Raw genomic sequence first — 26,210 nt, 5'->3', positions numbered from 1 at the left:
TAACTAGTTCCTAATCATTCTGACAAATATATCTTCTAATGAACTTTGAGAGGTCTGTAAGTCTTGAAGGATAAGGTTTGTCGACGCAATGTCTCTCATTAACCTTGTAATACCAGTTCGCGATGCCTTGTTATCATACGAATATATTAAGCTAAACTGGTCTTGGCTAAGCGCTAACTTGTATTTTGATAGCGCCTCCGGTATCGAGCTGATTGGTGATTGAAAGTTAATCGTCAGCTCTTTTTTCCCCATTCTTGCCATCAGCGACTCTTTGTTTTCAACAAAAATTATTTGCCCCTTATTAAGCAAGGCTATTCTGTCCGCCATCATCTCAGCTTCTTCAATATAGTGTGTTGTGAGAACGATAGTCACCCCCTTGCTTTTGAGCGAGCCCATCACATTCCACATGTCTCGACGTAATTCAACATCGACACCTGCTGTTGGTTCATCGAGGAACAATATCTTTGGGCTGTGACTGAGGGCTTTTGCTATCATGACACGGCGTTTCATTCCACCGGATAGCTCTTTTATCATTTGCTTTCGTTTATCGAAAAGCGACAGTTTTTCCAGGATATTGTTGAGAAGCTCTTTATTTTCTGGGTACCCAAACATTCCCCTAGTAAAACGAATCGTATCATAAACTGTTTCAAATGGTTCTAACATAATCTCTTGAGGGACTAATCCTATTAGCTTGCGGGTTCTACGATATTCAGTAACGGTATCGTAACCATTAACTTTAATTCGACCGCTGTCATATTTAAGCAGTCCACAAATTGTAGAAATCAGGGTTGTCTTTCCAGCGCCATTTGGCCCCAAAAGTGCAATAATTTCACCTTCATTGACCTCCAAATTTACGTCGTCAAGTGCATTAGTTCCGTCACTGAAAGATTTACTTAAATTAGAAATGCTAATGATTGGCATATGCAATCCTGATACTGGTATGAAATACTTATTTTGGCAGAAAAGAAGTTTGTAGAACTAGATACAAAACTAAACTCAACGGTTTGGCAATCTTCTAGATAACTAATTGACCGCCACTTTCTTCAGAGCAGGATTGCTCGCGCGAATGGGTTTTGCAATAGCCGTTGTGCCAAGGAAGGCAGACTTGGCAGGAAGCGAGTTGTGCATTTTTTGCACCAACGCTGTGCAAAAATTAATCTATTCCCTCGGTTAGGTTTGATATTGGTTGGTTAAGCACTTAATTAGAAAAACGGAGATATTTAATGGAAAAAGAAATGCTTGCTTTGGTAAAGCTTAAAGAAGGCGATGATAAGTTTCCTAAATTTATGGGATGGATGCAGTCAGATGAAGGTATGGCTGAACGAGGTAAATTTGCCATCCCATCCAAAACCATAGGAACAGTCACGCCTGATAAAAGCGCAGTGATGTTCAAAGTATTTGTTACTGACAAAGATGGCATGATGGATTTTGTGTCTGGCAAAAACCCGGCTATTAAATCCACATATGATGAGTGCATAGAAAGTGTCCAGCTTTGGGACTTAAGTGAAGTAGAATTGTAAAGCCACATCAGTGTTTCTACGATGCTAGATCAACAACATTGCAATTAAACGAAGGGAAGAAATCATGTCGTTACACAAAAAGCTGATGCACATCTGTAATGATAGGGACTTGAGTAGTTACCTTGATATGCTTCACGATGAGTTTACTGTGGTATTTCACAAATCTGGAAATTCGTTTTCAAAAGAAGAATGGTCTTCGATGGTCGCTGGTATGTTTGAGAACGAAAAATTTATTTTTGAGTCATCACGCTGCGTATATGAAAATAGTGAAATTATGGTCGACCATAGTTTTATGTCTTACCCTGATGGGACTCGAGAAGCCGTAATGTTGGTTGCAAAACTGAAGGATGGTAAAATAGTGCACATGGAGACAGGCGCTACACCTTTAGGCTAACAGATTCTTATAAGTTAAATGGTTTTACCCTGAACTATGAAACTTTTTGAATGGGTTGTTTAAATAGTAAATGAACCAACCTTCGAACACTGGTAGAGAAGGAATATATCGAATGCCTAAAGGCTACGTAGTTGCAAACATCAGAGTTACAGACCAGGACAAATTTCAAGAATTCTCCGGTATGGCAGGGCCAGCCATAAAAAAATATGGCGGTATAGTACTTGCTCGTGGTCCAGATGCTGACAGGCTTGAAGGTGATGTCAGTGGCATCGTTATGATGATTGAGTTTGAAAGCAAAGAAGCTGCATACACCTTTTATCATAGCGAAGAGTATCAGGCCGCAAAAGCTGTTAGAGAGGAATGTTCTGACACTGATTTCATGATTATAGAAGGTGTGTCTGAATAAATTTTAAAAGAAAAAACATAAAAGGGTTTATCAAATGCAAATGTGTATTGTTGCAACGTTTAAGTGTGGTTTTGATGACTGGAAATCTATTTACGATGGTGATCAAGACCTACGTAAACAGTTCATGAAAGATGATATTGTCGGGAAGTCAGTGAAAATTGTGCGATGATAAAATTCACAGTTACTGATCCAGAGAAGATGAGCCAAGTTATGTTAAAGAGAATACCTGAAATCGCACCGTCAATCGGTTTAGAACATGAAATATACAGTCTCACTCAGGTTGAGTAAGCCTATCTTCAAGTGAGTATTTGATCCAATAGAACCCGCAGCTAAAATCGGGTATTCACCAGAAACCGATTTGGCCAGAATTAATCCCTGAATGGAACAAATAGAGAAGTTCCCTTGTCTACAAAGGCGGTCCAAGTCTTGAGCAACCAGAGGTCACGGCAGGACACCCCTACTCCGTTCCCGGTCAATGCTAACGCCTTCAGACTAGCATGGGAACGTCTAAGAAAACGTGCTGACTTGTGTGACCTTAGGTTCCACGACCTTCGCCATGAAGCAATAAGTAGGTTCTTTGAAATGGGATTAAGCATTCCTGAGGTGGCAGTTATCTCAGGTCACAGGGACGCCAGGATGCTCTTTAGATACACTCACCTAAGAGCAGAAAACATTATCGTTAAACTCGGTTAAAAAGCCTTGTGGCACGACTCTTGCTTATATGGAAGGGAAGAACCTTAATGCCAAATAAGTGACGCTTTAACAGTGGTGTCCCTCCCTTAAGACTTGCCCTTGCTGGTTAATACTGGTGGGGGTATTTCTTTGGTAAAACTGGTTCCATACTCGAACAAATCACACCCCAGTACCCATCGTAATCTCACGACTTCAAAAAAGGGGGCTAAAGGGTCGGGTGTTGTTGACTGTTCTGTGAGCTACTTATGCGACTAACTTGAGTAAATTAGCTGTTTTCCCTAATCATATTTAATCTTACCGCCCCAACACTCCCCCGGATCTTCTATTATGTCCAAAGCAGTTTAGAGGCTTTGGTAGAAAGATAATTTACTCACTCGACATAATAATGTACCTCACGAACGATCATTTGCTCGCCATTGATAGGCACCATATCCTGCGGGCATGTTGACATGACAACAACAACATCATGATGGGCGCGAAGACAGACATAATCCCCAGGCTTGGATAGTGGTGGGCAGAAATCGGTTGCGCCATCGAGCGTGAACGGAATGTTCATCCAGAGGTTAAGCGGTGATGGCGTTTCAGGCGCGGTTAAACCTATTTCTGTCATTGCCGACGCTAGATTATCTGTGCAGTTATCATGATAATCTTTACAGCCAAGCATCTGATAGCGATAGATATCACAAGCGGCAAGCATCGTATCATGCCGCCCCGGCGAGGTGTCTTGTTCAAGTGTTAAGAGTGGCCTACGCCGGTTGCTATATAACGGTATACCGATGGCTGGGAATACTGATTGAGTAACACTGCGCTGATGCTCCATTGACATAAACTCAGCCAGATTATCTTTCATAAAGCACCATGTATCTACAACTTGGGTGCCATGCGTATTGATAATGGTAATAGCCTCACCAGCTTTTACATGAGTGGCTTTTCCTTGCCGTGCCGGAACGATTTCTAACGCTCTACCTGATGTTGTCATAATCGATGCTCCGTATTACTAATACTTCAGGCTGGCAAGAAGAGTTTTCAATTTCTTTTTGCTCTTCCCAATTGCTTTGGCACTCGCAATATCATCAATGTTTGACAGGTCATTACCTACAATAACCAAGCCAATCATACCCATGCCCTTGTGAGGTGTACACCAGTAATAGTAAATTCCTGGCGTATCAAAAGTGATTTTAGCTTCTTTACTATTCTTTGATTTAAACTTCATCTTGTTAGGAGATGAAATTATTTCTACGTTGTGGCCTTTTGAGGCTGGAAACCAAGTAACGGTATCACCAACTTCGACTTTGGCAACTTCTTGGCTGTATACCATTTTATTTCCGTTGGCATCTTTATTTAGCATTTCAATCGAAACTTCAGCCGCGAAGGAAGGAGTGGATAGAAAGGCTGCAATTATGAGGGCATATAACTTCATTTGAAATTCCTTGGGTAGATTACGTCGATTTAATTGTGATGTGCCAATATCGTCTGTCTGGAGTTACTCCTGGGCCACCACTCTTCCAGCAGCCTTCAGAGTGTTAGTCAGATGCAGCAACGGATGCATGGGCTTCCTGGTGTTTCTTCCGTTGTTTACGTTTACACACCTGCTTCATGACCATTACGGCAGCAGCGCCAATAACCATGCCTGACATTAAGTTTAGTTTCGCTGTTAACAACATATTCACCTCCATTCACTGAATAATACTCCATAACCAACTGGATAGTGCGCTGGCGCATACAAGTCGGTGCGACAATACGATACAACTAATCAGGATCACCTATTCACAGGTTTCCCGATCACATCAGGGCATAATACTCAGGTTATAAAAAGCCCCACCAGAAAGGGGGGAAGTCCGACTGGTGAGGCTTAGCGTCAGGGAGAAAACCTAACTTTATTGATGTGGTGTTTGTATGGTTTGAAAACGACTGGACATTTTGTCGCGCTAATTGATTTTGCAGACTCAAAACGAAAAAAAAGTCCACCAGCGTTAACTGATGGGATTCTTGCATGGATTGTCATGCAGCGTTCGCAATGTGTGTGCTAGCACCCAAGTCTCCACTTGTTAAGACAAGTAACGACACTCCTTTGTCATCTTTTTGTGACCCTTGTGCTCATAGGAAAACTTGGGTTTACCAAAGGGGCTAAAGGTCAAAGGTGTCGTTCTTGTTGTTTTTGAGTTACTTCAATTCAACTTCAATGAAGCTATACGGCCCATCGTTGTTGTTAATGATGTTGTGTTCAACACCTACTGGACGAACGTAGCTTGCCCCCACGGTCAATTTGTTCTCAACAACAGTGCCATCTGGCATTTCTGCCGTCAAAGTGCCATCAGTCAAAGGCACGACGACATAATCCATCTCGTGACTATGCCACCCTGTTTCCGCCCCTGGTGAAAAATCCCATCGGGTCACTTTCACTTTGTCATCATCAATTTGAACTGTTGGTTTCGCTTTTTCACGCATCACGGCTTCGCCTCCTTAAGCTGTAAATGGCACTAACGACAAGCCTAACTCACAAGCCACTCTTCAAACAACCTACGCATCCTAGGTGACGGAAGATAAAGGGTGATTGGCTCCCCTTTTCTGACCCTAGACCGCCATATCCACTGTACTAGCTCAGTGAGAACATAGGCGTCTTTGAAGTCTTGCGAACTATTTCCCAACCAACGTGCCAGTATGGGATTGACGTTCTGAACTTATCTATACCTTGTTAAATTTGAAACCAGTTTTAATTGAGTAAAAGATTTTGAGGGTGTTGTTTAAGTAGTTTTAGGGAGGTGGCTAATCTAGTCACAATTAAGAGAAAATGTGGAGAGTTTTAAGATGTCAAATTATGTTGGGTCATGCTCGTGTGGAGCGGTGGAAGTAGCGGTTACCGGGGAGCCCGCAGCAATGGCAGTTTGTCACTGTACAATTTGCCGCGGATGGTCTGCAGCGCCCGTGACAGGAGCATGCCTATGGGCACCAGACAATTTTAAAGTGACAAAAGGCGAAGACTGTCTGGGCAGTTATGCTAAGGTAGAAGGGCATGATCGGAAATGGTGTGTCAAATGTGGTGGACATGTTTTTGTTGATCACAGCACAACCTATGGACTGATGGACGTCTATGGCTCTATTCTGCAAGACTTCAAATTTGAACCTGCATTCCACGTTAACTATGAAAATTGCATTCTTCCAATTAAAGATGGACTTCCAAAGTTTAAAGATTTTCCGACTGATTTCGGCGGGTCTGGTGAAATGTTAGAGGAGTGAGTTTATACTCTTTTATGGCCTGCGACCTATGCTGAATATTTTTGTTGTCTGATGACCACTACCAATCTGTGTAACAGCATATATACAATACTAAGGTAGGTGGGCATGGTTCCTGCCTACCTATCTTGTGGAAGCGTGTATCTGTCGTAGGTTCTTTACATTATTGAGCCCAGCTCCAGCACCCTAAATACAAACAAATAACTGGGATTTGCTTTATGGTCGTTTGAACTAGGTCGTCTTAGTTTTTCAAACCAAACAGATAACAAACAACAACAACAGGCCCTTTAGTTCCCTTTTGTGAAATCGGTGTTTGTCTGCCCACACTGGGGGTGTCTTTTCCCTGAACATGGGACTCACGCGAACGACTTTGGTCACACACCGGTCACACCTCAGTCACACAGACTTTGACAAAAAGGCATGAATCCGTAAAATCGACGGAAATCACATTGAGGTGATGACTGACGGAGGCTATTGATTTTCTTAAGAAAAAGTTGTGCCCGGGGGCAAGTTCGATGCCTGTGCTAGGCAAGTTCAAGTCTAAAAACTCCCGCTATTCCGTCAGTTTATAGGATTTTCCCAGCAAACTAAAGCACAAAGCTTGTCTACAACCTTGTCTACAGCAAAGGTTCGAGGACCGGCGACCAAGAGACGCCATCCAAACACAAAGGTTCGATAAACTTGGGCCTCGGACACCGGACCGGGGTTACTGAGGGTGTTTCTTAATCAGCTTTGGACTTTGTTGAAGGGGTGGGGTGCAGGACGCAGGGGCTTGCGTCTCGGATCGACGGTTTACTTGATTGGTTGGTGGATTTGATTGAATAAAGTTTTAAATTTATTTCCTTGCAGATAAGCTTTACTTGCTCTTTCCAAAGTTCACTGCCTAAGAGGAAGCTCACTAATGCAAGACAGACCCATTAACCAGCTCATATTGATGACCGACGAACACACGCGGAAGGTTCTTGGTTGCTACGGCAATAAGATTGTCAAAACGCCCCACATCGACAGCCTAGCGCGTGAAGGAACATTATTTGAAAACGCCTATACAAATGTGCCTATTTGCGTGCCAGCCAGAGCTTCCTTTGCAACAGGAGATTATGCGCATCGTTCACATCATTGGGATAACGCCACGCCCTATTTTGGCACACCCAGCTCTTGGGGTAACGAGCTACAAAAAGCCGGTATTACAGTCGGGTCAATCGGCAAGCTACACTACCGGAACTCAGATGACGACGTGGGGTTGGATTTTCAGAAGATACCAATGCATGTAGTCAACGGGACTGGTGATGTTCTGGGCTGCGTTAGGGAGCCTTTACCAAAGCGCTGGAAGTCTTTGTCTATGGCTGAAAAGATTGGCCCGGGGGAGACTGACTACAATATTTATGACCGTCAGGTAGCAACTGAAGCTATAGATTGGTTAGCCACGGATGGTAAACAAAAGAAGCCTTGGGTGTTGTTTGTATCCATGGTAGCGCCACATTTTCCGTTGATCGCACCGCAAGAATTCTACGATCTCTATGACAAGCTTGGTCTGATGCCTACAAAACCCCGGGAGTCCCCAGAGCACCCTTGGCATCACGCTATGCGAAATTGTCAAATCATGGATAACTTTACATCAGAGCGAACAAGGGTTGCGCTGGCATCCTATTACGGGCTGGTCACGTTCATTGATGATTTAATTGGGAAAATTTTAGGAGCGGTTGAACAAAACGGTCTTGGCGACAACACACAGATTTTCTACCTCAGCGATCACGGTGATAATATTGGTGAACGCGACCTTTGGGGCAAATCAAACTTCTACGAAGAATCAGTTGGCATACCCTGTATTATAAAAGGCCCGGGAATTCCCGTGGAGAAAACTGTTAAAACACCAGTTTCCCTGATTGATGTCTGCCCAACGATACTAAAAACCGCCGGTATCACCCCAGAGGCAAAGCCGGGCACATCACTAGTCGATCTGGCAAACGCAGAAGATAATCTTGATAGATTGGTTTTCTCTGAATATCACGCTGTGGGATCAGCAACTGGTGCTTTTATGATCCGCAAAGGACAGTGGAAATTGGTCTACTATGTATCGATGCAGCCGCAGTTATTCAATTTAGCTGATGACCCTGAAGAATTGCATGATCTTGGTGCCAATCCAAAGCACGAGGGTATACGCAGACAATTGGAAGCCGGGCTTCGGTCGATATGTGACCCGGAGGCAGTAGATGCCATGGCTAAGGCTGATCAGATGGCTATCGTAAACGCAAATGGTGGCATAGAGGCCGTTGTCGCAAAAGGCGGATTTGGCGCTACACCTCCTCCTGGGGTTAATGCAGAATTCATGAACCAAAAATAACAGATTTAAACGCTCGCTCCAGAGTAGGGCGGACCAGGGTTACTGAGGGCGTTTCTTAATCAGATTTGGACTTGATTATAGGGGGCAGGGTCTAGATTGGGCCGGGCTTGCGTCTCTGATCAACGGTTTACTTGATTGGTTGGTGGACGTTTGATCACCAGCACAGCACGTAAATTGTCGAAAATGTTCTTTACCAAGTTTGAAAAAATTATGTCTGGCGAGGAAAGCCTACCTGAAGAAGATGATACTGGCGAAACAGCACCGAGTGATCCGGTACCGGCGTGATGCGCCATCATCTGAAATGAATGTTCCACTAAAAACGTTGGTAACGGTTAGCCCTTGCTCTCTAATTGCTAAATTTACGATTGATTTGACTGAGGAGAACAATCGTTTGACTGATGAGTATGACATGCCGCGGGCGAACAAATAGTCTCGGAACCGTCCTGCGTCAGATATTTCCAAGTCTGATAGATTATTGTGTTCCAAGCATTCCGCCAGATAACGAATACTTCTGTTTGATACGTCATAAAAAAGTTGGTTTTTGCCTGTGCCTTTGAGACGATGATAGAGCGCCAGTGCGTCCGACAAGCTGAAATGATTACTATTGGCTGTTTTTATGTCTTGTAGGGCTTTTAGGCCAAGCTCTTGCGAATGAAATCGTTCCAGCCGAAGTGACTCAAAATATCTCTCAAGCCTATCAGATAGTGCGAAAGCTGCTTTCTGCGCTTTAACCTCTGACCGTGTGTGCAAAGACACAACCACACGGTTCTTATTAAACCGCGTCTTTAAATCGGAAGGTACATTGCGTGTGAAGTAATAGATGCCATTACGGCGATATAAATAGTCTGGCGACCTTGTATACACCATTGTCCACAGTCCCTGTCGTTCCTCAAACGATAATTTAAGGAATTCAGAGACTTGAACCTCGAACCTCGGCTCTTTTTATGAAGAAGTGGTGCCCGGGGGCGGGGTTATGTTCCTCGCATAGGCACTTACGTGTATTTCTTACGAGTTACTTCAATTCAACTTCAATAAAGCTATACGGCCCATCGTTGTTGTTAATGATGTTGTGTTCAACACCTACTGGACGAACGTAGCTTGCCCCCACGGTCAATTTGTTCTCAACAATCGAGCCATCTGGCATTTCTGCCGTCAAAGTGCCATCAGTCAAAGGCACGACTACATAATCCATCTCGTGCCTATGCCACCCTGTTTCCGCCCCTGGTGAAAAATCCCATCGGGTCACTTTCACTTTGCCGTCATCAATTTGAACGGTTGGTTTTGCTTTTTCACGCATCACGGCTTCGCCTCCTTAAGCTGCTAATGGCAGTAAATGACAAGCCTACCCAAAGAAACGTCTATGAGACCAGAAGTCTCCATAGCCTGGACAATGGGCTTGAATGTCTTGTAGCCGATAGGCCGGTCAGAAAAGGCAGCGGTGGACAGCGAGAGATAAGACCACCCCACCTCTCTTGTCTGAAGTCCAATAAGTAGGTCGCCAACGATCAATCCCACTGCTGACTTAAAGGCTGCTGCCGCACCAGGCTGCCTCACTCTCTTGCGCTGCTCTGCACTGAGGATGATGTCGATGATGCTGTCTACTAGCCTCTTAGCCTCAGGAGACGCAGGTGGACTAGTGAGGCTCATGTACCGGGCTTGCTTTAGTTCGTCGATGTTGACTTCAGTCATTGTCTTACGGTTTCTAGTATACCCGGGTCATCCCTGTCTGCTCTAGCGGGTCTTAGTTACTACCACTATTAGTAATAACTAATATGATTATACCCTAGTAACGAAGGATACGTTGGTAACTATGGTCTATCTTTAATGTTGTCGTAGAAGGATAGCCATCAATTCAAGGTAGTGCTAGTAAGTGATTACTAAATCACCTCAATGGAGACATAACGATGGCGAAAGCACCAGCAGCGAAGAAGAAGGCAGCAGCAAAGAAGACACTAACAAAGAAGGTGGCCGTCAAGAAAGCAGCTACAAAGAAGAGTGGTCGTCCAGCTAAAGCTGCACCAAAGGTTGCACAGGCAGTTGTGGCCGAAGCCACTCAGAAAAACGCCTTCGAGGAGAAGTTTGGCGAAGGCACAGCCTTTGACTTGGACTATGGCAAGCTGCTGATCATTGCATTATGTGTCTACATTGCAGTTCAGGTTAGCTAAAGCATGAACATATTCGAAACTATGACAGCATTATTCAGCGGTGAGCGTGTATCACACACAGACACATTCATACTTGCTGGAGTGGTGCTTGCCCTGTTTATTGGCATTAGAACACTTCGCAAGCGTATGCAGAGCAAGGACTAAACCAAGGCTCATCAATCAACGCTGGTGGGCTTTCTCACGACTGTCCAATGAGTAGTTTCCTGCACCATGGACAATGAGAAATAGAAATCCTCCAGTAATTGAGATGTTTTTCATAAAGTGAATCATTTGGTTTTGATCTGAGAAATCAGCATGAAATAAGACTGCAGACATGACACTAAAACCAGCAAAGAGAATGGCAGCAATTCGAGTTTGCCAGCCAATCATTATCGCTGCCCCACCAAGCACTTCTAATATGATAACGAGAGGTAATAGGTTTCCAGGAACACCCATAGCGTCCATCCATCCCGCGGTATTGGTGTAATTATTCATTTTGTTCAATCCAGACATGACAAACATGAAAGCGATTAAAACTCGTCCGGCAGGAGCAGCATAATTTGAGTTACTTATAATCAATTGATTGATGGTTTTCATTATTGGCACCTTTATTTGGAGTCACGGGCGATAGAACGTCGCTACCGCCCGGATTAAATTACTTGCTAGCTTTTTTTGCTTCATATTCAGTTTTTTTCTTTCGATATTCCTCTTCGGAGAGGGCGTGCCAACCAATACAATTTCCTGTTGGTGACCGTCCACATCCGCATTTAGGTGCTTCACTCATTGTTTTGGTTCCTTTGTTTCCGATCTGATTGATTTCAGTAATTACCGATATAAACTGTTTACAAAAATGAATTAATAGTTGAGTTGTAATAAAACTATTAACTTCAGGTTATCAATTTATGATTTATTCCAATGGATTTGAGATGTTTCGTGAAGTTGCAAAACATCAGAGTTTCACTAAGGCAGCTAATGCACTTGACGTTTCAAGCGCAGCTGTAAGCCGACAGGTAAAATCTTTAGAACAGCGTTTGGGTTTGTTGCTACTCCATCGGACCACCCGTTCCGTTGCCTTGACAGAAGCAGGAAGGAATTTAGTCGACGCTCTCAACCGAAGTGAGAGTGAGGTTTCAAGTTGCTTGACCCAATTAGGGAGGGGGAACGAAAAGCCATCAGGAAAACTAAAGATCAACGCGCCAATGGCCTTTGGGGAAAAGTTTCTTGTTTCTCCAATTGCTGAATACGCAAGACTTTATCCAGATGTCATTCTTGATATCGAGTTTGATGATAAACGAGTGCACTTGATCGAAGAGGGTTATGATCTTGTTATTCGCATTGGTGCTCTTGAAGACTCCGGGCTTGTCGCAAAGCGGCTCTGTGATTTTCCGTCCCGCATATGTGCAAGCAAAGATTTCATTAACCAATACGGGGAACCATCAAGCCCCGATGGCCTTCGACAGCTGCCGTTCGTTCAATACACAAATAGCCCACTTGGAAACACTTTGAACTATAGAGCGACTAGCGGACAGGAAGGTTCAGTTAGTCTTGCCCCCGCTATTTATACGAACAGTCTCGCAATGTTGGTAGAGAGCACATTACAAGGCATTGGTTTTGCGAGGCTTCCAGCTTTTGCAGTGGAAAAACATATAGAGAGCGGGGCGTTAAACCGATTGCTTTGTGAATATGAGTGTTTGCCAGAACACGCTATTTACGCAATTTATCCTGATAAAAGGTTTCTGCCGCTGAAAGTCAGAAAATTTATTGATTTGCTCTATGACCGGTTGAGCTAGGACATCTTTGCTTTTCGAAGCAAACAGAGAACAACAACACTTCACCCTTTAGTCCCCTTTTGTGAAATCAGTGTTTGTCTTCCCCCACTGGGGGTGTCTTTCCTTCGAGCATGGGACCCATGCGATCAACTTTGGTCACACGCCGGTCACACCTCAGTCACACAGACTTTGACAAAAGGGCATGAATCAGTAGAATCGACAGAAATCACATTGAGGTGATGACTGACGAAGGCTATTGATTTTCTTAAGAAAAGTGGTGCCCGGGGGCGGACTCGAACCACCGACACGCGGATTTTCAGTCCGCTGCTCTACCAACTGAGCTACCCGGGCATCTTTGCGGCCGCAAACGGGCCCGCTTTGACATCAAATGCGAACCAAACAGCAATCTTTATTTCCAGATAACTGCTTCGCTACACGCCTGATATGACGGATATAGCCGCTTGGCCTGCCGCTGTCCAGCCTGAATTCACCTAAAAAACCAAAGCTTGCTTGACCGACAGCGCTGGCAGCGAACTAGCGGTCATCCTCATCTTGGATTGATGCCACATCACCGGCAAGAAGCGCCTCAATAATCGTATCATCCGCCGCATCAACCGCCGGGATCGCATATTTTCCCTGGAACCAATTGCCAAGGTCAATATCGGCGCAGCGCGACGAGCAAAAGGGGCGCGCCTTGGCATCGGCTGTCGCACCGCAGGTTGGGCATTTTGGTAGAGGCTTTTCCGCAGATTCTGCCGTTTCTGATTGCTGATTTTGCTTTATGTCACTCATCATCTATCGCCATTATCCAATAATATGCGCTGCTTGATTCTGCGTATCATCTGACCAGACAACAAGCTGAAGCTGTCTGTCAAGCTGGTCGAGGGCAGGCCTGCCCGCCCCCTCAAGCCAACTGGCCATGGCCTGACTAACCGCCAGGGTGACCGGCTGAAAGGCCGGCCGTGCCATAACAAGCCGCAAACCCGCAAGCGCGTCTTGCGCTGGTTGATCCTGCATGACCGCATCAAGCGCCATCTCGCCATGCGCGATTTTCAATTCCAACAAGCCGCCACGGGTCATGCCAAGAAAATCTAGCTGGCGTGGGTCATTGGCAAGCGCATCCTGCAATGCCTTACGAAATTTTTTGCCCTTTGGAATTGCCATGCGCGGCACATCAATCAGCACCGGTCCCGACATCGCACGAAGCCGAATTTGCCGTGCAATTTCGCTGGCCGCTTCATCAAACAGCCGGTCAAAATCTGTTACCCCATGGCTATCCAGATCAATCGACCAGAGTGCATGACTTTGCTCGCACCATAAATGCCCACCACAGGCAAGTGGGGTCTTTGGCAAAATGGCCGCGGCAATCGAATCATCAAGCAGGCAGGACATCGCGGCCGCATTCGCCGCATCATCCAGCACCACAACATCACCGACAAGCCGCTTTGCGCGTGCCAAAAGACCGCCACCATCAAAGATAATGCCTGTTTGGTTTCTTGGCAGTTCGCTGGCACTTTTCTGCCACATGCTAACAAGGCGCGAAACCTCACTGGCAAAATTGGGCAAATCCACTCCGTTTCGGCGCAAAATCACACCAAACCCAGCCGGCAATTCAGCCATTGCTTCGGCTGCCAAACGTGCCGTTAACGTGGCGCGTTGTTCAGTCGGAACCTGGTTTGACAGCGCGGTCGCCGCAGAACCGTCGGAAAGGCCTATAAGCAGGATCATGCAGGCGCTTGCCAATCGGGCGCCAATCATTGCCTGCCACGGTTTGCCGTGACGCGGCGCGGCGGTAATGGTCACTGGCAAAACCGCACCAGCAGTGGCCATTGCCGTATCCCCCTTGCGCAGCCTGACACTGACCTGCACGCCATCGTCAAAACGGCCGGCGGCACGATTCTGGTTGGGGAAAACACGCTCGATGCGGATATGATGAACACTGCCAATCAAATTCGGGCGATGAAGCGGATCGAACCACACATCTAAAAGCCGATCATCCTTGCCAAAAAACCCCAGCCTTGTTTGGCCCGGGGCGATTTCGTGAAATAATTTTGTGACGGCAAGCTTGTGCATGGCGGGCGGCATCATGCAGAGGGCAGGGTTTGGCTAGGCAGTTGGTCTGTACCGCGCCAGCCAGCCGCATCAAGCATCGCCGCGACATCATAAAGGCTGAAACCAACAATATTCGAATAGCTGCCATCAATCGCGCGAACAAACCGTGCCGCCAGCCCTTGAATGGCATAACCGCCAGCCTTACCATGCCAATCGCCCCGATCAATATAGTGATCAATATCCAGTGCCGAAAGCCGCCGGAAACGGACATGGCTTGTCACCAACCGATGACCAAGACTGCCACCCGGCGAACATAGCGCAATCCCGCCATAGACACGGTGTCGCCGACCCGACAGAATTGACAGGCAGTCACGCGCCTGCTGTTCGGTTTCGGCCTTTGGCAAAATCCGCCGCCCAGCCGCCACCACGGTATCACCAGCCAGAATAAAGGCACCCGTCCGCGCGCCCGCTAGCCGATTGGCTACAAGCAATGCCTTTTCGCACGCCATGCGCAGCGCGTAATCATTCGGGCGTTCTTGGTGATGCGGCGTTTCATCACTATCAGCCGGCAAAATTTGATCGGGGATAATGTGAATTTGCCCAAGCAGATCCAGCCGCCGCGGTGATGCCGAGGCCAGCACAAGCTGTTGGGGATTTTGGGGATTTTGCTTTGGCACGCCGACTTGCACTCCTGCTCGTTCGCGTTAAAGCGTAATAGCCGCTTCGCAAGCCGAAAGGGCCACACCATATGGCGTGGCGGCTGTGTTTATTTAAACCGAAAGGTAATCCGACCTTTGCTAAGGTCATACGGCGTCATCTCAACATTGACACGGTCGCCAGCAAGCACCCGAATGCGGTTTTTTCTCATCTTGCCACTAGTATGAGCAAGCACTTCGTGATCATTGTCGAGTTTGACGCGAAACATCGCATTTGGCAGCAGTTCTGCTACCGTTCCTGAAAACTCAATTACGCCTTCCTTGGCCATGTTAGCCTTTCCATCAAATGAAATTGAGCCATAGACATGCGCAAATTTAGCAAAAAGGTCAAGTTTTTACTGCGACTGGCTTATTTAAGTATTTTTCCAGCTTTGATTGAATATCGTCACGTACATGCCGATAGGCGCGCAAACGTTCATCGCGTGATCCGGTTAGTTCGGCCAGATTATCAACCGGCCAATACAGCGTTTCACAATCCATGCTTTGCGTCAGCTCAACCGCGGCAGCATGCGCTTCGGGCGAAAAGGAAATGATGACATCGTAAAATTCGGAATCGAGATCATCAAAAGATTTGGGCTGATGCGCCCCCATATCAATGCCAATTTCCGCCATGACCGCAATGGCAAACCCGTCTGGATTGCCGGGTGCAACACCGCATGAGTCAACGAAAATTTCCTTTGGAAAGGTCACTTTTACCATGGCTTCGGCCATCGCCGAGCGAACCGCATTAATATTACAGGCGAATAAGATAGCCCCGACATTCTTTTTGCCCGAACGGCTGTCATCGGCATCTGAAGTTTGAATGGTCATATCTGGTCTTTGCCCCCTAGCGGCTTTGCAAAACACAAATCAAGGTAAAAAGGCGTCGCGCTGTTTGAAAATCGGTTTCAACCTTGCCGTCAAGTCGTGCCTGCAACAATTCCGACCCTTCATTGTGAAGGGCGCGCCGCCCCATATCAATGGCCTGAATCTGTGACGGTGATTTCGTACGAATGGCGTCATAATAAGTATCGCAAACATGGAAATAATCACGCATCACGCGGCGCAATGGCCCCATTGCCATAAAAAACTGAATCAAGGGGGTTTCATTGGATTGGCGAATGTCGAAATGAACATGCCGCCCTTCAAGGCGAAGCGTTAGGTGAAACGGTCCTGTTTGTGACTCAAGACGGAAAATATTATCTTCAAGAATGTCATAGATCGCGATTGCGCGTTCCTGTTCGGCCTCGGCAGATCGACGGGGCTTTCCAACATCATCAAGATCAATCTTGACGAGCCGGTTTTCGTCCTTTTGTTCCCCGTCCGCAGCCATTACATCCCTACCGGTTCATTCGTATCCGCATCGATAAGGCATGCGCCCCAAGCCCTTCGGCATCAGCAAGCGCAACACCCGAAGGCGCAATGGCAGCAAAGCCATCAGCATCACATGCCACAATCGTTGTTCGCTTCATAAAATCGGCAACGCCAAGCCCGGATGAGAATCTTGCAGTTCGCGCGGTTGGCAAAACATGATTTGGGCCAGCAACATAATCGCCAATCGCCTCGGGCGTATAGCCGCCAAGGAACATGGCACCTGCATGCCGAATTTTGCCTGACCAGCCAGCCGCATCATCAAGCGCAATTTCAAGATGTTCAGCCGCAATCCGGTTTGCAAGCGCTGGCATCTCATCCATCGACGGAACCGTGATGATGGCACCATTATCCGCCCATGACTGGCCAGCAACCGCGGCGCGTTCAAGCTGCGGCAACATCGCTTGCACCGCCGCTTCAACCGCATCAGCAAAATCGGCATCATTAGTGATCAGGATGGATTGCGCGGCTTCGTCATGTTCGGCTTGCGACAAAAGATCAGCCGCAATCCAGTTTGGGTCATTCTGCGCATCGGCAACAACCAGAATTTCGGAAGGGCCAGCAATACTGTCAATGCCAACTTGACCAAAGACCTGCCGTTTGGCGGCGGCAACAAAGGCATTGCCCGGCCCAACGATTTTATCAACCTGGCCAATTGTTTGCGTGCCATAGGCAAGCGCGGCAACCGCCTGCGCCCCGCCGATACGCCAAACCTCGCTGACCCCAGCAAGCGACGCTGCGGCCAGCACCAGCGGATTAACCTCGCCATCGCGTGCCGGCACAACCATCACCCGCCGTTCAACGCCGGCCACCATTGCCGGAATTGCATTCATCAAAACCGATGATGGATAGGCAGCCTTGCCACCCGGCACATAAAGACCCGCCGCATCAACTGGCGTAAAGCGCATGCCAAGCTGGACACCAACATCATCTTGATAGGCAAAATCTTGGGGCAATTGTTTTTCGTGAAAACGGCGGATACGATCGGCCGCCAGTTCCAATGCGGCGCGCAAATCAGCGTCAAGGCCATTTAGGGCAGCCGCCATTTCATCTTGGCCAACCGCAAGATTGGCAACCGTTTCAGCGTGAAGATTATCAAATTTTGCAGTTAGCGCCAGCAAGGCTTGATCGCCATGATTGCGAATATCGGCAATGATCGAAGCGACCGCATCATGCACATCGCTATCTGATTCGCGTTTGCTATCAAGCAGCGCGTCAAAGTCCGCAGCGAAATTAGCGGAATGAAAATCCAGCCGTCTTGCCATATGCTTTTTCCACTTCACCAGCAGCCAATTGGCCGCCTAAACATCATGCGCTGGCTGTAAACTTGTTGGGTGTCCCGCATCAAGATCAGCAAGCGTAATATCAATCTCATCCATTAAGAGCCGAAGGCTTGACCCACCAGAAAATTCAAATTGAAGACCCATTCCTTCGCCTGCTTGTTCTGCCATATCAACATGGCGAAGCGCAAGAAGGTTGAAAAGCGCATCTTGCCGCATGGCTGGCCAATCATGATGCTGTGCTGCGGTGACATGACCAACGCAAATACCGCAAAGCCGACGTTCGTGAACCGGTTTTCCATCACTGCTTGTCACCCCGTCAAGCGGCGGGATTTCCCAGCAAAACCGATTAGCCACAATGATGAACTGGCCTGTCTTGAGGTTGAATTCCATATCCGCGCCCGGAATGATCGCATCTTGCAAAAGGGCCGATACCACCGCAACATCATCTTCATCACGAGCCAAAAGGCGCAATTTTCCGGCTAGATCATGCATCCCTACGAAGCCTTTATCCGGCGCAGCTGTGCCCCGCAATTGCCGAGCTTTTCCTCAAGCCTGCTATAGCCGCGATCAAGATGATAAATCCGGCTGATCTGGCTTTCCCCTTCGATTGTCAGCGCGGCAAGCACCAGAGATACCGACGCACGCAAATCGGTTGCCATCACTGGCGCCGGAGTTAGAAATTCGCGCCCACGAACCATCGCAATGCCGCCATCAACCTGAATATCGGCACCCATGCGCAACAATTCGGGAACATGCATGAACCGGTTTTCAAAAATCGTTTCGGAAATGCGTGACGAGCCATCAGCAATGCACATCATCGCCATGAATTGCGCCTGCAAATCAGTTGGAAAGCCCGGGAACGGGTCGGTTGTGATATCGGCTGCAACAGGCCGGCCATTCGCCACAACCCGAATTGTATCATCGGTTTCGGTAACAGTAGCACCGGTTTCCCGAAGCACCATAAGCAACGCATCAAGCGTGCGCGCCCTGGTTCGTTGCAGCGTCAAATCACCGCCAGTCATCGCGGCAGCAATGGCAAAAGTGCCAGCTTCAATCCGGTCAGAAATCACCGCATGCGTTGCCCCATGCAATTCATCAACACCTTCAACCGAAATGGTGCCAGTGCCATGTCCGGTAATTCTGGCACCCATCGCATTCAGACAATTGGCAAGATCAATAATTTCAGGTTCGCGCGCAACATTCACCAACTCGCTTGGCCCTTTGGCAAGAGCCGCCGCCATCAGTGCATTTTCGGTTGCCCCAACCGACACCATTGGGAACACCACGCGGCCGCCGCTTAAGCCACCTGGTGCGCGCGCCTGAATATAGCCATCGGCAAGCTCAACCACCGCGCCAAGCCCCTGCATCGCACGAACATGAAGATCAACTGGCCGTGTGCCAATCGCACAGCCCCCAGGCAAGGATACGCGCGCCTCGCCATAACGCGCCAGCAATGGCCCAAGAACCAGAACCGACGCCCGCATTTTACGAACAAGATCATAAGGCGCATCATATCGCCGCGCACCACCACGCATGGTGACAATTTCGCCTTCGCGCGTCACATCAACACCAAGATGGCGAAGCAGGCCTTCCATCGAAATCGTATCGGCAAGTTCAGGTACATTTTCCAGAATTAATGGCGCATCAGAGATCAAACCAAGGCAAAGCAGCGGCAAAGCAGCATTTTTCGCACCGCTGATGATAATATCGCCCTGAAGCGGCTTGCCGCCGTCAATTTCCAAACCATCCATGCGCCTGCTAGCCTTTGCTCTTGGGTATTAAGTCAGGGTTTCGCGATTGGGTCATCTAACCATCACCCTTTGGTGAATTATCTGTTTTTATCGTCGCTGTCATGCCGGTTTCGGCTGTGTCAATCGCAGGTGCTTGACGGGCGCGTGCTTGCGCTTTACGGCGATGAAGATTGTCGCGCAACGCCTTGGCCAGCCGGTCTGCTTTTTCCTGCTTGGCCTGCTCTGCGGCGGTTTTACCGATTTTCTGATCACCTGCCACGATTGGCGTTCCTATCCTAATTCTCTATCTTCGGCTATTATATCGTCAGCCGTCATTAATTCAGGCAGCATGGCCTATGGGATAAGCATTTTACCAAAATTGCCAAAATCACGGCCTGTATTGCCTTGGCATAATCCGCCTAATGTCATCCCCTACCCATGTCATCATCCAAATTGCCAAGATGTTATGGCGGATTTATGACCATAATCGCATGAACAGGTCATCGATCATTACCCTTGTTTCAATTTATAGGCCGCTTTTAAAATGAAATCCAGCAAGGATAGGATCGCCACCACGGCAAAGAAACAAACGAGGCATTGGACATGAAACCACCAGCGTTAAAACGGCTTTTGCTTCCGGCAATTCTCCTCGCCGGATTAACCCTGTTTTTTGCCAGCGGCGCCAATGAGATCATAAGCTGGGGTTTTCTTGGCACGCATTACGCCGCCATTAAAAGTTTTGCCGGTGATCATATCTGGCTTGGCTATCTTGCCTTTTTTTGCAGCTATGTTCTGGCCGTTGCCTTTTCCTTGCCAATTGCCAGCTTGCTCACGCTTGCTGGCGGTGCGGTTCTTGGTTGGCCTGCGGTTATTCTCGTCGTCGCCGCAGCAACAACCGGTGCTGGATTGGTGTTTCTGGCAGCGCACAATCTTTTTACCGATCTATTGCGCCAACGCGCCGGAGCGTTTTTTACCAAGCTTGAAAAAGGCTTTTCAGAAAATACCTTTTTCTATCTTCTGGCTTTGCGGCTGGTTCCAGCGGCACCGTTTTGGGCAGTCAATATTGTGCCAGCGCTGACCCGCATGCCGTTTCGGCAATTTATCGGCGCAACCTGTCTTGGCATCATTCCGGGGACTGCGGTCTATATTTCGGTGGGGCGCGGCTTTGATCATATTCTGGCCGCTGGCAAAACACCCGATCTTGGCGTTTTGACAAGCCCAGAGATTTTACTGCCATTGGCGGGGCTTGGCGCTTTGTCACTTTTGCCAATCTTGTTGCGGCGCTGGCAAGCGGCAAAAAGGCCAATGCCAAAAAAACCAGCCGCAAAAGGACAGCATGATGAAACAGATTGAGACCGATATTTGCATCATTGGGGGTGGCTCGGGCGGATTAAGCCTTGCTGCTGGTGCCGTGCAAATGGGAGCACGTGTTGTTCTGTTTGAAGGCGGCCAAATGGGCGGTGATTGCCTGAATAGTGGCTGCGTGCCATCAAAAGCGCTGTTGGCCGCGGCAAAAGCGGCATATCTTGCCAATGGCAATGCGGCAATGGGCATCACAAATACCCCGCCAAATATTGATTTTGCTGCTGTCAAAGCGCATGTGGCCGATGTGATTGCGCAAATTGAACCGCATGATTCGATTGCCCGATTTGAGGCGCTTGGCGTCACTGTCATTCCGGAAATGGCGCATTTTACCGGGCCGCGCGCGGTGGCATCAGCAACCCATCAAGTTCGCGCAAAATATATCGTGATTGCCAGCGGATCACAGCCGATGCTGCCACCGATTCCGGGGCTGGATCAAACCGATTTTCACAGCAATGAAACCATTGTCGCTGACCCGGAAAAACCTGATCATCTGTTAATCATTGGCGGTGGGCCAATTGGCGTTGAAATGGCACAAGCGCATGCGCGGCTTGGCTGTGATGTGACTTTGGTCGAGGCCTTTCGCGTTATGGGGCGCGATGATCCGGCACTTGTCGAGATATTAAAGCAAAATCTTATCAAAGCAGGAATCACCCTGATTGAGGGGGTTGGCGTTACCAGCCTGTCACAGACCATCAAATCAGGCCGCCGAACCATCACCGCCAGCCTTGCCGATGGCAAACAAATGACCGCAAGTCATTTATTAATAGCGGTTGGCCGGAAACCGTCGCTTGACAGGCTGCAACTTGCCGCCGCCAAAATACGCCATGATGCCAAAGGCATTGTCACTGACCGGCGGTTACGAACAAGCAACCGGCATGCCTATGCCATTGGTGATGTTGCCGGACGCCAACAATTCACCCATATTGCGGGCTATCATGCTGGCATTGTCATTCGCAATATCCTGTTCAAAATACCGGCCAAGCTGGATGATCGCGCAGTGCCATGGGTCACTTATTGCGATCCTGAGCTCGCGCATGTCGGGCTTGGGCTTGATGATGCCACGGCGCGTTTCGGCAGCGATCAGGTGATTTGTCTTGAAACCCCGCTTAGTGGCAATGACCGCGCAATTGCCGATCGCCGAACCGAGGGTATAGTTAAAGTCATCACCCATAAAAATGGGCGTATTCTTGGCGCGTCAATTCTGGCACCAGCCGCGGGCGAGATGATTTTGGCTTGGAGCCATGCGATTGCAACAAAGGCCAAAATTGGCAGTATGGCAAACCTGATCGCCCCCTATCCAACCTATGGCGATTCTAGTAAACGCGCCGCTGGCAGCTTTTTTACCGCAAAGCTGTTTTCGCCAGCAACCCGACGATTTGTAAGATTTTTGCTGAAATTCTAAGCGCCCATTTGACCAGCGCCAAACCGCAGCGCATGGCATTGATTTGCGCGGCTATTTCCACTTGTCATTTCGGGGCAAGACTGTTAGTACCTGTCACGAATTTGCGGCATTGAACGCCGTCTCCATCTTGGCCTTTAATTTGCACAGGTCGGGATATCGAAAAGATGCTGCCATAGCTCCAGCGGTAGAGCGCACCCTTGGTAAGGGTGAGGTCGCGTGTTCGAATCACGCTGGCAGCACCATTTCCTCATGACACTCAACTCTTTATTTAAAATAGTCTGCCTAGATTGATCAATTTTAGGGACTTCCATTTGTGAAGAGATGTTCCGCATTAACCCAGCAAGACTGGTGTATCTAAAATTTAGAGCTACGATAGCCAAAGGAATTGCTGGAAATAATGTTCCAACCGCAGCAATTGTCATCCCACTCTCCAAAAAATATTTCCATTTAGAGTCTATTAAATTACAGCACTTTTTGGTCACAGATCCCCCTCTGGCGGGGGAGGTGCCAGAGGGAAGAAATGTGTTTACTGAGTAAGTGAGTGTTCAACTTGGAGGAGGTAAACTCACGTATAATGGGTACTTGTTTTATGTGATGCGTAACAGCGCTATAATTGCATATGTACGGTGCATTAATTGCACCATATTGCGCCGAAGGACTTTGAAATGGTTTCAGTGGCAAGTTTTTGCAGTGCGCCAGTAGAATTGGACTATTTCTTGCAACAAGTTTAATCTTCACGACAGACTTACCAAAAGATAACGGAAAAAACTCATGATTTCAATGAATAAGCGCTATCTGATGATGATGTTTTTGATTATGCTGGCTCTGCCACACAAGGCAACAGCATTAGTGGTGCCTGAAACCTGCAAGACATCTGACGCTACTGATTTCTTTAATCTAACGGCGTTTGAGGTAGAGCCGTATATTCCAAGCGTCGATGAAGAAGGCAATCCTTATCTGAAAGAGGTTGCTTTGGCAAATGCTGAAATAAATCACTATCGCAACCAATACAAAGATGCACCCTTGGTACGGATGCCGATTGATCGCTACGCGGCACTGACGAGTGCAAACCCAGACGCGCTTAAAAATCTTGAAAGCCGGCTATTAATTGTTGACCCAGAGTGCAACGAATTAAAACTCTTTTTTGGCAACTTAATTGGTGCAAGCGAACTTAGCTTAAAAAACTATCTTCAGATGTTTGACGCAGCGGAGAGGTTAGGTCACGTGCCACTCCGTGAATTTACTGAACAACGCGTGAGGTTGAAGCCAAAGTCGATTAACGAATTAATTGAGATCCTCAAATCAGACCTTGCCTTTGACATCACTCTTACAAAGCGAACCCTAGGTAGGGATTTCCTCAAAAATATGGGGCTTGAAAACAAAAACGATTTCTCGCAAGGTGGAGAACTCGCTCTTCTATCATATGCTAAAAAAGGTGGTCGCATAAAAAACGCCAGAGGTAATGTGAAGGCTTTCATTATTTTACCTTCATCAAAAAGAGGCTTGGAAGACACCGATAAAACTGTGATTTTGCTATCTTCAGGTGTAGCCCACATTATTTCCTCTCTGCACACGCCATTAGCAAAATATGCTTTAGGACAACTTGGAGTCCCAACTACAGTTCTTTCAGTTGGCCGCCTTTTTGATGACAGCGGGCCTGTATGTTCATTGGATGAGGTTGGAAATTGGTACCGTATGATCAATGGAGCACGCAGCCGAAATTGTAACTTTACTCAAGTTCTGCTGCAAAGCCTCAAAAGTGATAGTTGGAGATATACTTTTGATGAACATTTGACACCAATTTCATATCAACAAATTAGAGATATAATGACACAAAACAGTTCGATAAAATTCGTTTATTAGAGACAGTTTAGAAGGATCATCCTTCGACACAAAAATCTCACTCCCTATTTAAAATCCTCAAAGCCCTAAACACCCCCATAGGCCTAGGTGTCTTGCCGTCTTCCTATCTGTTTCTTTTGTGAGATAAGCCGCAAGGCAGGTGCACGTGCTGAACATGTTTTACATGTTTAGGATGTTGGGCATCCGCTTGGTGCATAGCGAGTGTACAAGCTGTGCCTATTGACAGCTAAGTATCAGTAGTAAACTCTAGGCTATCGCTTGTGATTAACAGGCAGTGTTGCCTTTAGGGGTGTATATCCTACTCGCTGGCAGCACCATTTTTCCGATTTCATATCAGACCAAAGCCAACAATCGCCGTGATGGGCTTGCCGATTATTGGCTGTCTCGAAGGCTGGCTAACATTGGTGACTCAACACAGCCAATATGATTGACTGGCACTATGTTATCGTTAGCATCAACCCTCGAACGACAAAGACAGGAAATGAATAGCGTTGTGTGATTTGGACCTGACTGAATTGGACAGCCTTGTGAATGCTGACGCGGTACTGGTGCACCGGGGGCGCTGGGTAAATCTAACCTTTACATTTGGCGTTGGCGATACCGACTATCTGATCACCATTCAACAGGGCAAAATAATCAAAATCACCCAGCGTACGCTGCAAACTGTGACGGGTCGATTCAGCATTCGCGCCGATGCGACCAGCTGGCGCAAACATTGGCAGAAAATCCCGCAAAGAGACTATCATGATATATTTGCGATGCTGGCAAAAGATATCGTCAACATCGATGGTGATTTACTACCACTTATGCAAAATCTACAATATTTCAAAGATTTAATATCAAAGAACAGAGAAAGTTAAATCAGCAGATGGCTATCGAGTTTGAACCCATCACCGGCAAGTATTTTACATTAGAGGTCGCGGGCACATCGTACCGGATTTACATGGAAGAAAGCGGTTCTGGCATCCCTCTTCTATGCCTGCACACAGCCGGTTCTGACGCCCGCCAGTTTCGCCACATTCTGTGTGACAGGGACATCACAAGCCGGTTCCGGGTGATTGCATTTGATATGCCATGGCATGGCAAATCAAACCCGCCAGACCATTTTCATACCACTGAATATAAACTTACCGTAGATGGGTATAAGCGCATTGTAACCGCCTTTATTGCGGCACTTGGTCTCGACAAACCGGTGGTGATGGGATGTTCGATGGGCGGGCGCATCGTTTGCCATCTGGCTCTTGAAAACCCGTTGCAATATCGCGCCATGATCGCGCTGGAAGGCGCTGATAATTTATCACCTTATTATGATTTGGACTGGCTACACCGACCGGATGTGCATGGTGGTGAAATTCAGGCAGCGTTCGTATCGTCACAGGTGGCGCCACAAAGTCCCAGTCATTTTCGCCATGAAACACTGTGGCATTATATGCAAGGCGGGCCCGGCATTTTCAAAGGTGATTTGCATTTCTATTGGCTCGACGGTGATTTTGACAAAGTATCAGGCAAAATCGATACGAGCCTATGCCCGCTTTATTTGATGTCGGGCGAATATGATTGTTCCTGCACACCCGAACGCATGTTCGCCACAGCCAAAAGAATCAAGGGGTCAAAACCCATTTTGATGGAGGGTATGGGGCATTTTCCAATGAGTGAAAATCCGGTCCTGTTCAAACAATATCTTTTGCCAGTTCTGGCAGACATCGCCGATGGGTAATACCATGTCGCTTTCGCCCGGTATTGATGCAACATATCAATCTACAATTAGTGATGCCGGTTCAAAGTTAACCCAAAGCGGTCCGCACAATCTCACTAATCCAGCTGTTCGGTAAATTTGGTAATATCTTTAAACAGATTGCCAGCAGCGTATGATTCGTTAAATGACAAAGTCAAAAGAACCGTGTCCTTGCTGTCATCAATCGCAAGAAAAGACACGCCCGCGTCACAA

35 protein-coding genes and 2 tRNA genes are annotated in these 26,210 nt (G+C 47.4%); 15 read left to right on the top strand and 22 right to left on the bottom strand.

What is annotated here, in order from left to right; all coding sequences use genetic code 11:
- Window positions 1-3: 3 nt before the first annotated feature.
- Window positions 4-921: an ABC transporter ATP-binding protein gene (locus tag ABXT40_RS01300; protein ID WP_443646038.1), complete on the bottom strand. Its 918-nt coding sequence runs from the start codon at window positions 919-921 to the stop codon at window positions 4-6.
- Window positions 922-1,223: 302 nt separating this feature from the next.
- On the opposite strand from ABXT40_RS01300, the gene ABXT40_RS01295 reads away from it, so the two are divergent.
- The 4 genes from ABXT40_RS01295 to ABXT40_RS01280 all read left to right on the top strand — a co-directional run bounded on the left by ABXT40_RS01295 (window position 1,224) and on the right by ABXT40_RS01280 (window position 3,013).
- Window positions 1,224-1,520, top strand: a complete 297-nt coding sequence (locus ABXT40_RS01295) for a hypothetical protein (RefSeq protein ID WP_443646037.1) — start codon at window positions 1,224-1,226, stop codon at window positions 1,518-1,520.
- A 64-nt stretch (window positions 1,521-1,584) separates the two neighbouring features.
- A complete protein-coding gene (locus tag ABXT40_RS01290; RefSeq protein WP_443646036.1) occupies window positions 1,585-1,914 on the top strand; it encodes a hypothetical protein in 330 nt (109 codons plus the stop codon).
- Window positions 1,915-2,026: 112 nt separating this feature from the next.
- A complete protein-coding gene (locus ABXT40_RS01285) occupies window positions 2,027-2,320 on the top strand; it encodes a DUF1330 domain-containing protein (protein WP_443646035.1) in 294 nt (97 codons plus the stop codon).
- 375 nt (window positions 2,321-2,695) lie between these two features.
- Window positions 2,696-3,013, top strand: a complete 318-nt coding sequence (locus ABXT40_RS01280; RefSeq protein ID WP_443646941.1) for a site-specific integrase — start codon at window positions 2,696-2,698, stop codon at window positions 3,011-3,013.
- 370 nt (window positions 3,014-3,383) lie between these two features.
- Here the strand turns inward: ABXT40_RS01280 and ABXT40_RS01275 are convergent, their stop codons facing one another.
- The 4 genes from ABXT40_RS01275 to ABXT40_RS01260 form a co-directional block, all read right to left on the bottom strand.
- Window positions 3,384-3,992, bottom strand: coding sequence for a DUF1989 domain-containing protein (locus ABXT40_RS01275; RefSeq protein WP_443646034.1), 609 nt, complete (start codon window positions 3,990-3,992; stop codon window positions 3,384-3,386).
- An 18-nt stretch (window positions 3,993-4,010) separates the two neighbouring features.
- Window positions 4,011-4,433, bottom strand: coding sequence for a plastocyanin/azurin family copper-binding protein (locus ABXT40_RS01270; protein WP_443646033.1), 423 nt, complete (start codon window positions 4,431-4,433; stop codon window positions 4,011-4,013).
- A 103-nt stretch (window positions 4,434-4,536) separates the two neighbouring features.
- Entirely contained in the window at window positions 4,537-4,677 is a 141-nt protein-coding gene (locus ABXT40_RS01265) for a hypothetical protein (protein ID WP_443646032.1), read from the bottom strand.
- Between the two features lie 499 nt (window positions 4,678-5,176).
- Window positions 5,177-5,464 carry a cupin domain-containing protein gene (locus tag ABXT40_RS01260; protein ID WP_443646031.1) on the bottom strand — a complete coding sequence of 96 codons (288 nt, stop codon included), beginning with the start codon at window positions 5,462-5,464 and terminating at the stop codon, window positions 5,177-5,179.
- Window positions 5,465-5,821: 357 nt separating this feature from the next.
- On the opposite strand from ABXT40_RS01260, the gene ABXT40_RS01255 reads away from it, so the two are divergent.
- The 3 genes from ABXT40_RS01255 (at window position 5,822) to ABXT40_RS01245 (ending at window position 8,873) form a co-directional block, all read left to right on the top strand.
- Window positions 5,822-6,250 carry a GFA family protein gene (locus ABXT40_RS01255; RefSeq protein ID WP_443646030.1) on the top strand — a complete coding sequence of 143 codons (429 nt, stop codon included), beginning with the start codon at window positions 5,822-5,824 and terminating at the stop codon, window positions 6,248-6,250.
- An 898-nt stretch (window positions 6,251-7,148) separates the two neighbouring features.
- The gene (locus ABXT40_RS01250; RefSeq protein WP_443646029.1) at window positions 7,149-8,588 is read left to right on the top strand and encodes a sulfatase-like hydrolase/transferase; all 1,440 of its coding nucleotides are present in this window, start codon (window positions 7,149-7,151) and stop codon (window positions 8,586-8,588) included.
- Window positions 8,589-8,723: 135 nt separating this feature from the next.
- Complete coding sequence (locus ABXT40_RS01245; RefSeq protein WP_443647023.1) at window positions 8,724-8,873, top strand: hypothetical protein; 150 nt, start codon at window positions 8,724-8,726, stop codon at window positions 8,871-8,873.
- Here ABXT40_RS01245 and ABXT40_RS01240 read toward each other — a convergent pair.
- From ABXT40_RS01240 to ABXT40_RS01230, 3 genes are all read right to left on the bottom strand, one after another.
- Window positions 8,817-9,455 carry a DUF6538 domain-containing protein gene (locus ABXT40_RS01240; protein ID WP_443646028.1) on the bottom strand — a complete coding sequence of 213 codons (639 nt, stop codon included), beginning with the start codon at window positions 9,453-9,455 and terminating at the stop codon, window positions 8,817-8,819. The genes ABXT40_RS01245 and ABXT40_RS01240 overlap by 57 nt on opposite strands.
- A gap of 145 nt (window positions 9,456-9,600) precedes the next feature.
- Window positions 9,601-9,885 carry a cupin domain-containing protein gene (locus ABXT40_RS01235; protein WP_443646027.1) on the bottom strand — a complete coding sequence of 95 codons (285 nt, stop codon included), beginning with the start codon at window positions 9,883-9,885 and terminating at the stop codon, window positions 9,601-9,603.
- A gap of 23 nt (window positions 9,886-9,908) precedes the next feature.
- Complete coding sequence (locus ABXT40_RS01230) at window positions 9,909-10,277, bottom strand: hypothetical protein (RefSeq protein WP_443646026.1); 369 nt, start codon at window positions 10,275-10,277, stop codon at window positions 9,909-9,911.
- A gap of 215 nt (window positions 10,278-10,492) precedes the next feature.
- Here ABXT40_RS01230 and ABXT40_RS01225 point away from each other — a divergent pair, with 215 nt between their 5' ends.
- Window positions 10,493-10,753 (top strand): hypothetical protein, encoded by a 261-nt coding sequence (locus ABXT40_RS01225; RefSeq protein ID WP_443646025.1) that lies wholly within the window; start codon window positions 10,493-10,495, stop codon window positions 10,751-10,753.
- 159 nt (window positions 10,754-10,912) lie between these two features.
- Here ABXT40_RS01225 and ABXT40_RS01220 read toward each other — a convergent pair whose 3' ends face one another.
- Together ABXT40_RS01220 and ABXT40_RS01215 are read right to left on the bottom strand one after the other, a co-directional pair.
- Window positions 10,913-11,329, bottom strand: coding sequence for a DoxX family protein (locus ABXT40_RS01220; protein WP_443646024.1), 417 nt, complete (start codon window positions 11,327-11,329; stop codon window positions 10,913-10,915).
- A 58-nt stretch (window positions 11,330-11,387) separates the two neighbouring features.
- Window positions 11,388-11,516, bottom strand: a complete 129-nt coding sequence (locus ABXT40_RS01215; protein ID WP_443646023.1) for a hypothetical protein — start codon at window positions 11,514-11,516, stop codon at window positions 11,388-11,390.
- A 142-nt stretch (window positions 11,517-11,658) separates the two neighbouring features.
- On the opposite strand from ABXT40_RS01215, the gene ABXT40_RS01210 reads away from it, so the two are divergent.
- Window positions 11,659-12,522: a LysR family transcriptional regulator gene (locus tag ABXT40_RS01210; RefSeq protein WP_443646022.1), complete on the top strand. Its 864-nt coding sequence runs from the start codon at window positions 11,659-11,661 to the stop codon at window positions 12,520-12,522.
- Between the two features lie 254 nt (window positions 12,523-12,776).
- Here ABXT40_RS01210 and ABXT40_RS01205 read toward each other — a convergent pair.
- From ABXT40_RS01205 to ABXT40_RS01155, 11 genes are all read right to left on the bottom strand, one after another.
- Window positions 12,777-12,852, bottom strand: a tRNA-Phe gene (locus ABXT40_RS01205).
- Window positions 12,853-13,035: 183 nt separating this feature from the next.
- Window positions 13,036-13,293: a DNA gyrase inhibitor YacG gene (locus tag ABXT40_RS01200; RefSeq protein ID WP_443646021.1), complete on the bottom strand. Its 258-nt coding sequence runs from the start codon at window positions 13,291-13,293 to the stop codon at window positions 13,036-13,038.
- Window positions 13,294-13,305: 12 nt separating this feature from the next.
- Entirely contained in the window at window positions 13,306-14,574 is a 1,269-nt protein-coding gene (locus ABXT40_RS01195; protein ID WP_443646020.1) for a ribonuclease E/G, read from the bottom strand.
- Window positions 14,575-14,585: 11 nt separating this feature from the next.
- Entirely contained in the window at window positions 14,586-15,230 is a 645-nt protein-coding gene (locus ABXT40_RS01190) for a Maf family protein (protein WP_443646019.1), read from the bottom strand.
- An 89-nt stretch (window positions 15,231-15,319) separates the two neighbouring features.
- Window positions 15,320-15,538 carry a translation initiation factor IF-1 gene (infA, locus tag ABXT40_RS01185; RefSeq protein ID WP_013046186.1) on the bottom strand — a complete coding sequence of 73 codons (219 nt, stop codon included), beginning with the start codon at window positions 15,536-15,538 and terminating at the stop codon, window positions 15,320-15,322.
- A gap of 58 nt (window positions 15,539-15,596) precedes the next feature.
- Entirely contained in the window at window positions 15,597-16,079 is a 483-nt protein-coding gene (locus tag ABXT40_RS01180; protein ID WP_443646018.1) for an arsenate-mycothiol transferase ArsC, read from the bottom strand.
- Window positions 16,080-16,095: 16 nt separating this feature from the next.
- Window positions 16,096-16,581 carry a UPF0262 family protein gene (locus ABXT40_RS01175; protein WP_443646017.1) on the bottom strand — a complete coding sequence of 162 codons (486 nt, stop codon included), beginning with the start codon at window positions 16,579-16,581 and terminating at the stop codon, window positions 16,096-16,098.
- Window positions 16,582-16,588: 7 nt separating this feature from the next.
- Complete coding sequence (gene hisD / locus ABXT40_RS01170; RefSeq protein WP_443646016.1) at window positions 16,589-17,884, bottom strand: histidinol dehydrogenase; 1,296 nt, start codon at window positions 17,882-17,884, stop codon at window positions 16,589-16,591.
- A 36-nt stretch (window positions 17,885-17,920) separates the two neighbouring features.
- A complete protein-coding gene (locus ABXT40_RS01165; RefSeq protein ID WP_443646015.1) occupies window positions 17,921-18,394 on the bottom strand; it encodes a DUF2948 family protein in 474 nt (157 codons plus the stop codon).
- Between the two features lie 2 nt (window positions 18,395-18,396).
- The gene (gene murA / locus ABXT40_RS01160) at window positions 18,397-19,653 is read right to left on the bottom strand and encodes a UDP-N-acetylglucosamine 1-carboxyvinyltransferase (RefSeq protein WP_443646014.1); all 1,257 of its coding nucleotides are present in this window, start codon (window positions 19,651-19,653) and stop codon (window positions 18,397-18,399) included.
- 55 nt (window positions 19,654-19,708) lie between these two features.
- Complete coding sequence (locus ABXT40_RS01155; protein WP_443646013.1) at window positions 19,709-19,912, bottom strand: hypothetical protein; 204 nt, start codon at window positions 19,910-19,912, stop codon at window positions 19,709-19,711.
- A 323-nt stretch (window positions 19,913-20,235) separates the two neighbouring features.
- Between ABXT40_RS01155 and ABXT40_RS01150 the strand changes: the two genes are divergently transcribed.
- The 6 genes from ABXT40_RS01150 (at window position 20,236) to ABXT40_RS01125 (ending at window position 25,979) form a co-directional block, all read left to right on the top strand.
- Complete coding sequence (locus tag ABXT40_RS01150; RefSeq protein WP_443646012.1) at window positions 20,236-20,985, top strand: TVP38/TMEM64 family protein; 750 nt, start codon at window positions 20,236-20,238, stop codon at window positions 20,983-20,985.
- Window positions 20,972-22,399, top strand: a complete 1,428-nt coding sequence (locus ABXT40_RS01145) for a dihydrolipoyl dehydrogenase family protein (protein ID WP_443646011.1) — start codon at window positions 20,972-20,974, stop codon at window positions 22,397-22,399. The genes ABXT40_RS01150 and ABXT40_RS01145 overlap by 14 nt, the downstream gene beginning before the upstream one ends.
- 166 nt (window positions 22,400-22,565) lie before the next feature.
- A tRNA-Thr gene (locus ABXT40_RS01140) sits at window positions 22,566-22,641 on the top strand.
- A gap of 529 nt (window positions 22,642-23,170) precedes the next feature.
- The gene (locus ABXT40_RS01135; protein ID WP_443646010.1) at window positions 23,171-24,262 is read left to right on the top strand and encodes a hypothetical protein; all 1,092 of its coding nucleotides are present in this window, start codon (window positions 23,171-23,173) and stop codon (window positions 24,260-24,262) included.
- A gap of 527 nt (window positions 24,263-24,789) precedes the next feature.
- Window positions 24,790-25,122, top strand: coding sequence for a hypothetical protein (locus tag ABXT40_RS01130; RefSeq protein WP_443646009.1), 333 nt, complete (start codon window positions 24,790-24,792; stop codon window positions 25,120-25,122).
- A gap of 8 nt (window positions 25,123-25,130) precedes the next feature.
- The gene (locus ABXT40_RS01125; RefSeq protein WP_443646008.1) at window positions 25,131-25,979 is read left to right on the top strand and encodes an alpha/beta fold hydrolase; all 849 of its coding nucleotides are present in this window, start codon (window positions 25,131-25,133) and stop codon (window positions 25,977-25,979) included.
- Between the two features lie 95 nt (window positions 25,980-26,074).
- Here the strand turns inward: ABXT40_RS01125 and ABXT40_RS01120 are convergent, their stop codons facing one another.
- Complete coding sequence (locus tag ABXT40_RS01120) at window positions 26,075-26,197, bottom strand: hypothetical protein (RefSeq protein ID WP_443646007.1); 123 nt, start codon at window positions 26,195-26,197, stop codon at window positions 26,075-26,077.
- Window positions 26,198-26,210 lie beyond the last annotated feature (13 nt).

Source organism: Candidatus Ponderosibacter sp. Uisw_141_02 (genome assembly GCF_048087665.1).
Lineage (GTDB): Bacteria > Pseudomonadota > Alphaproteobacteria > Puniceispirillales > Puniceispirillaceae > UBA3439.
Note: the sequence above shows the minus strand (reverse complement) of the source record. Positions and strands in the feature narration are given on the sequence as shown.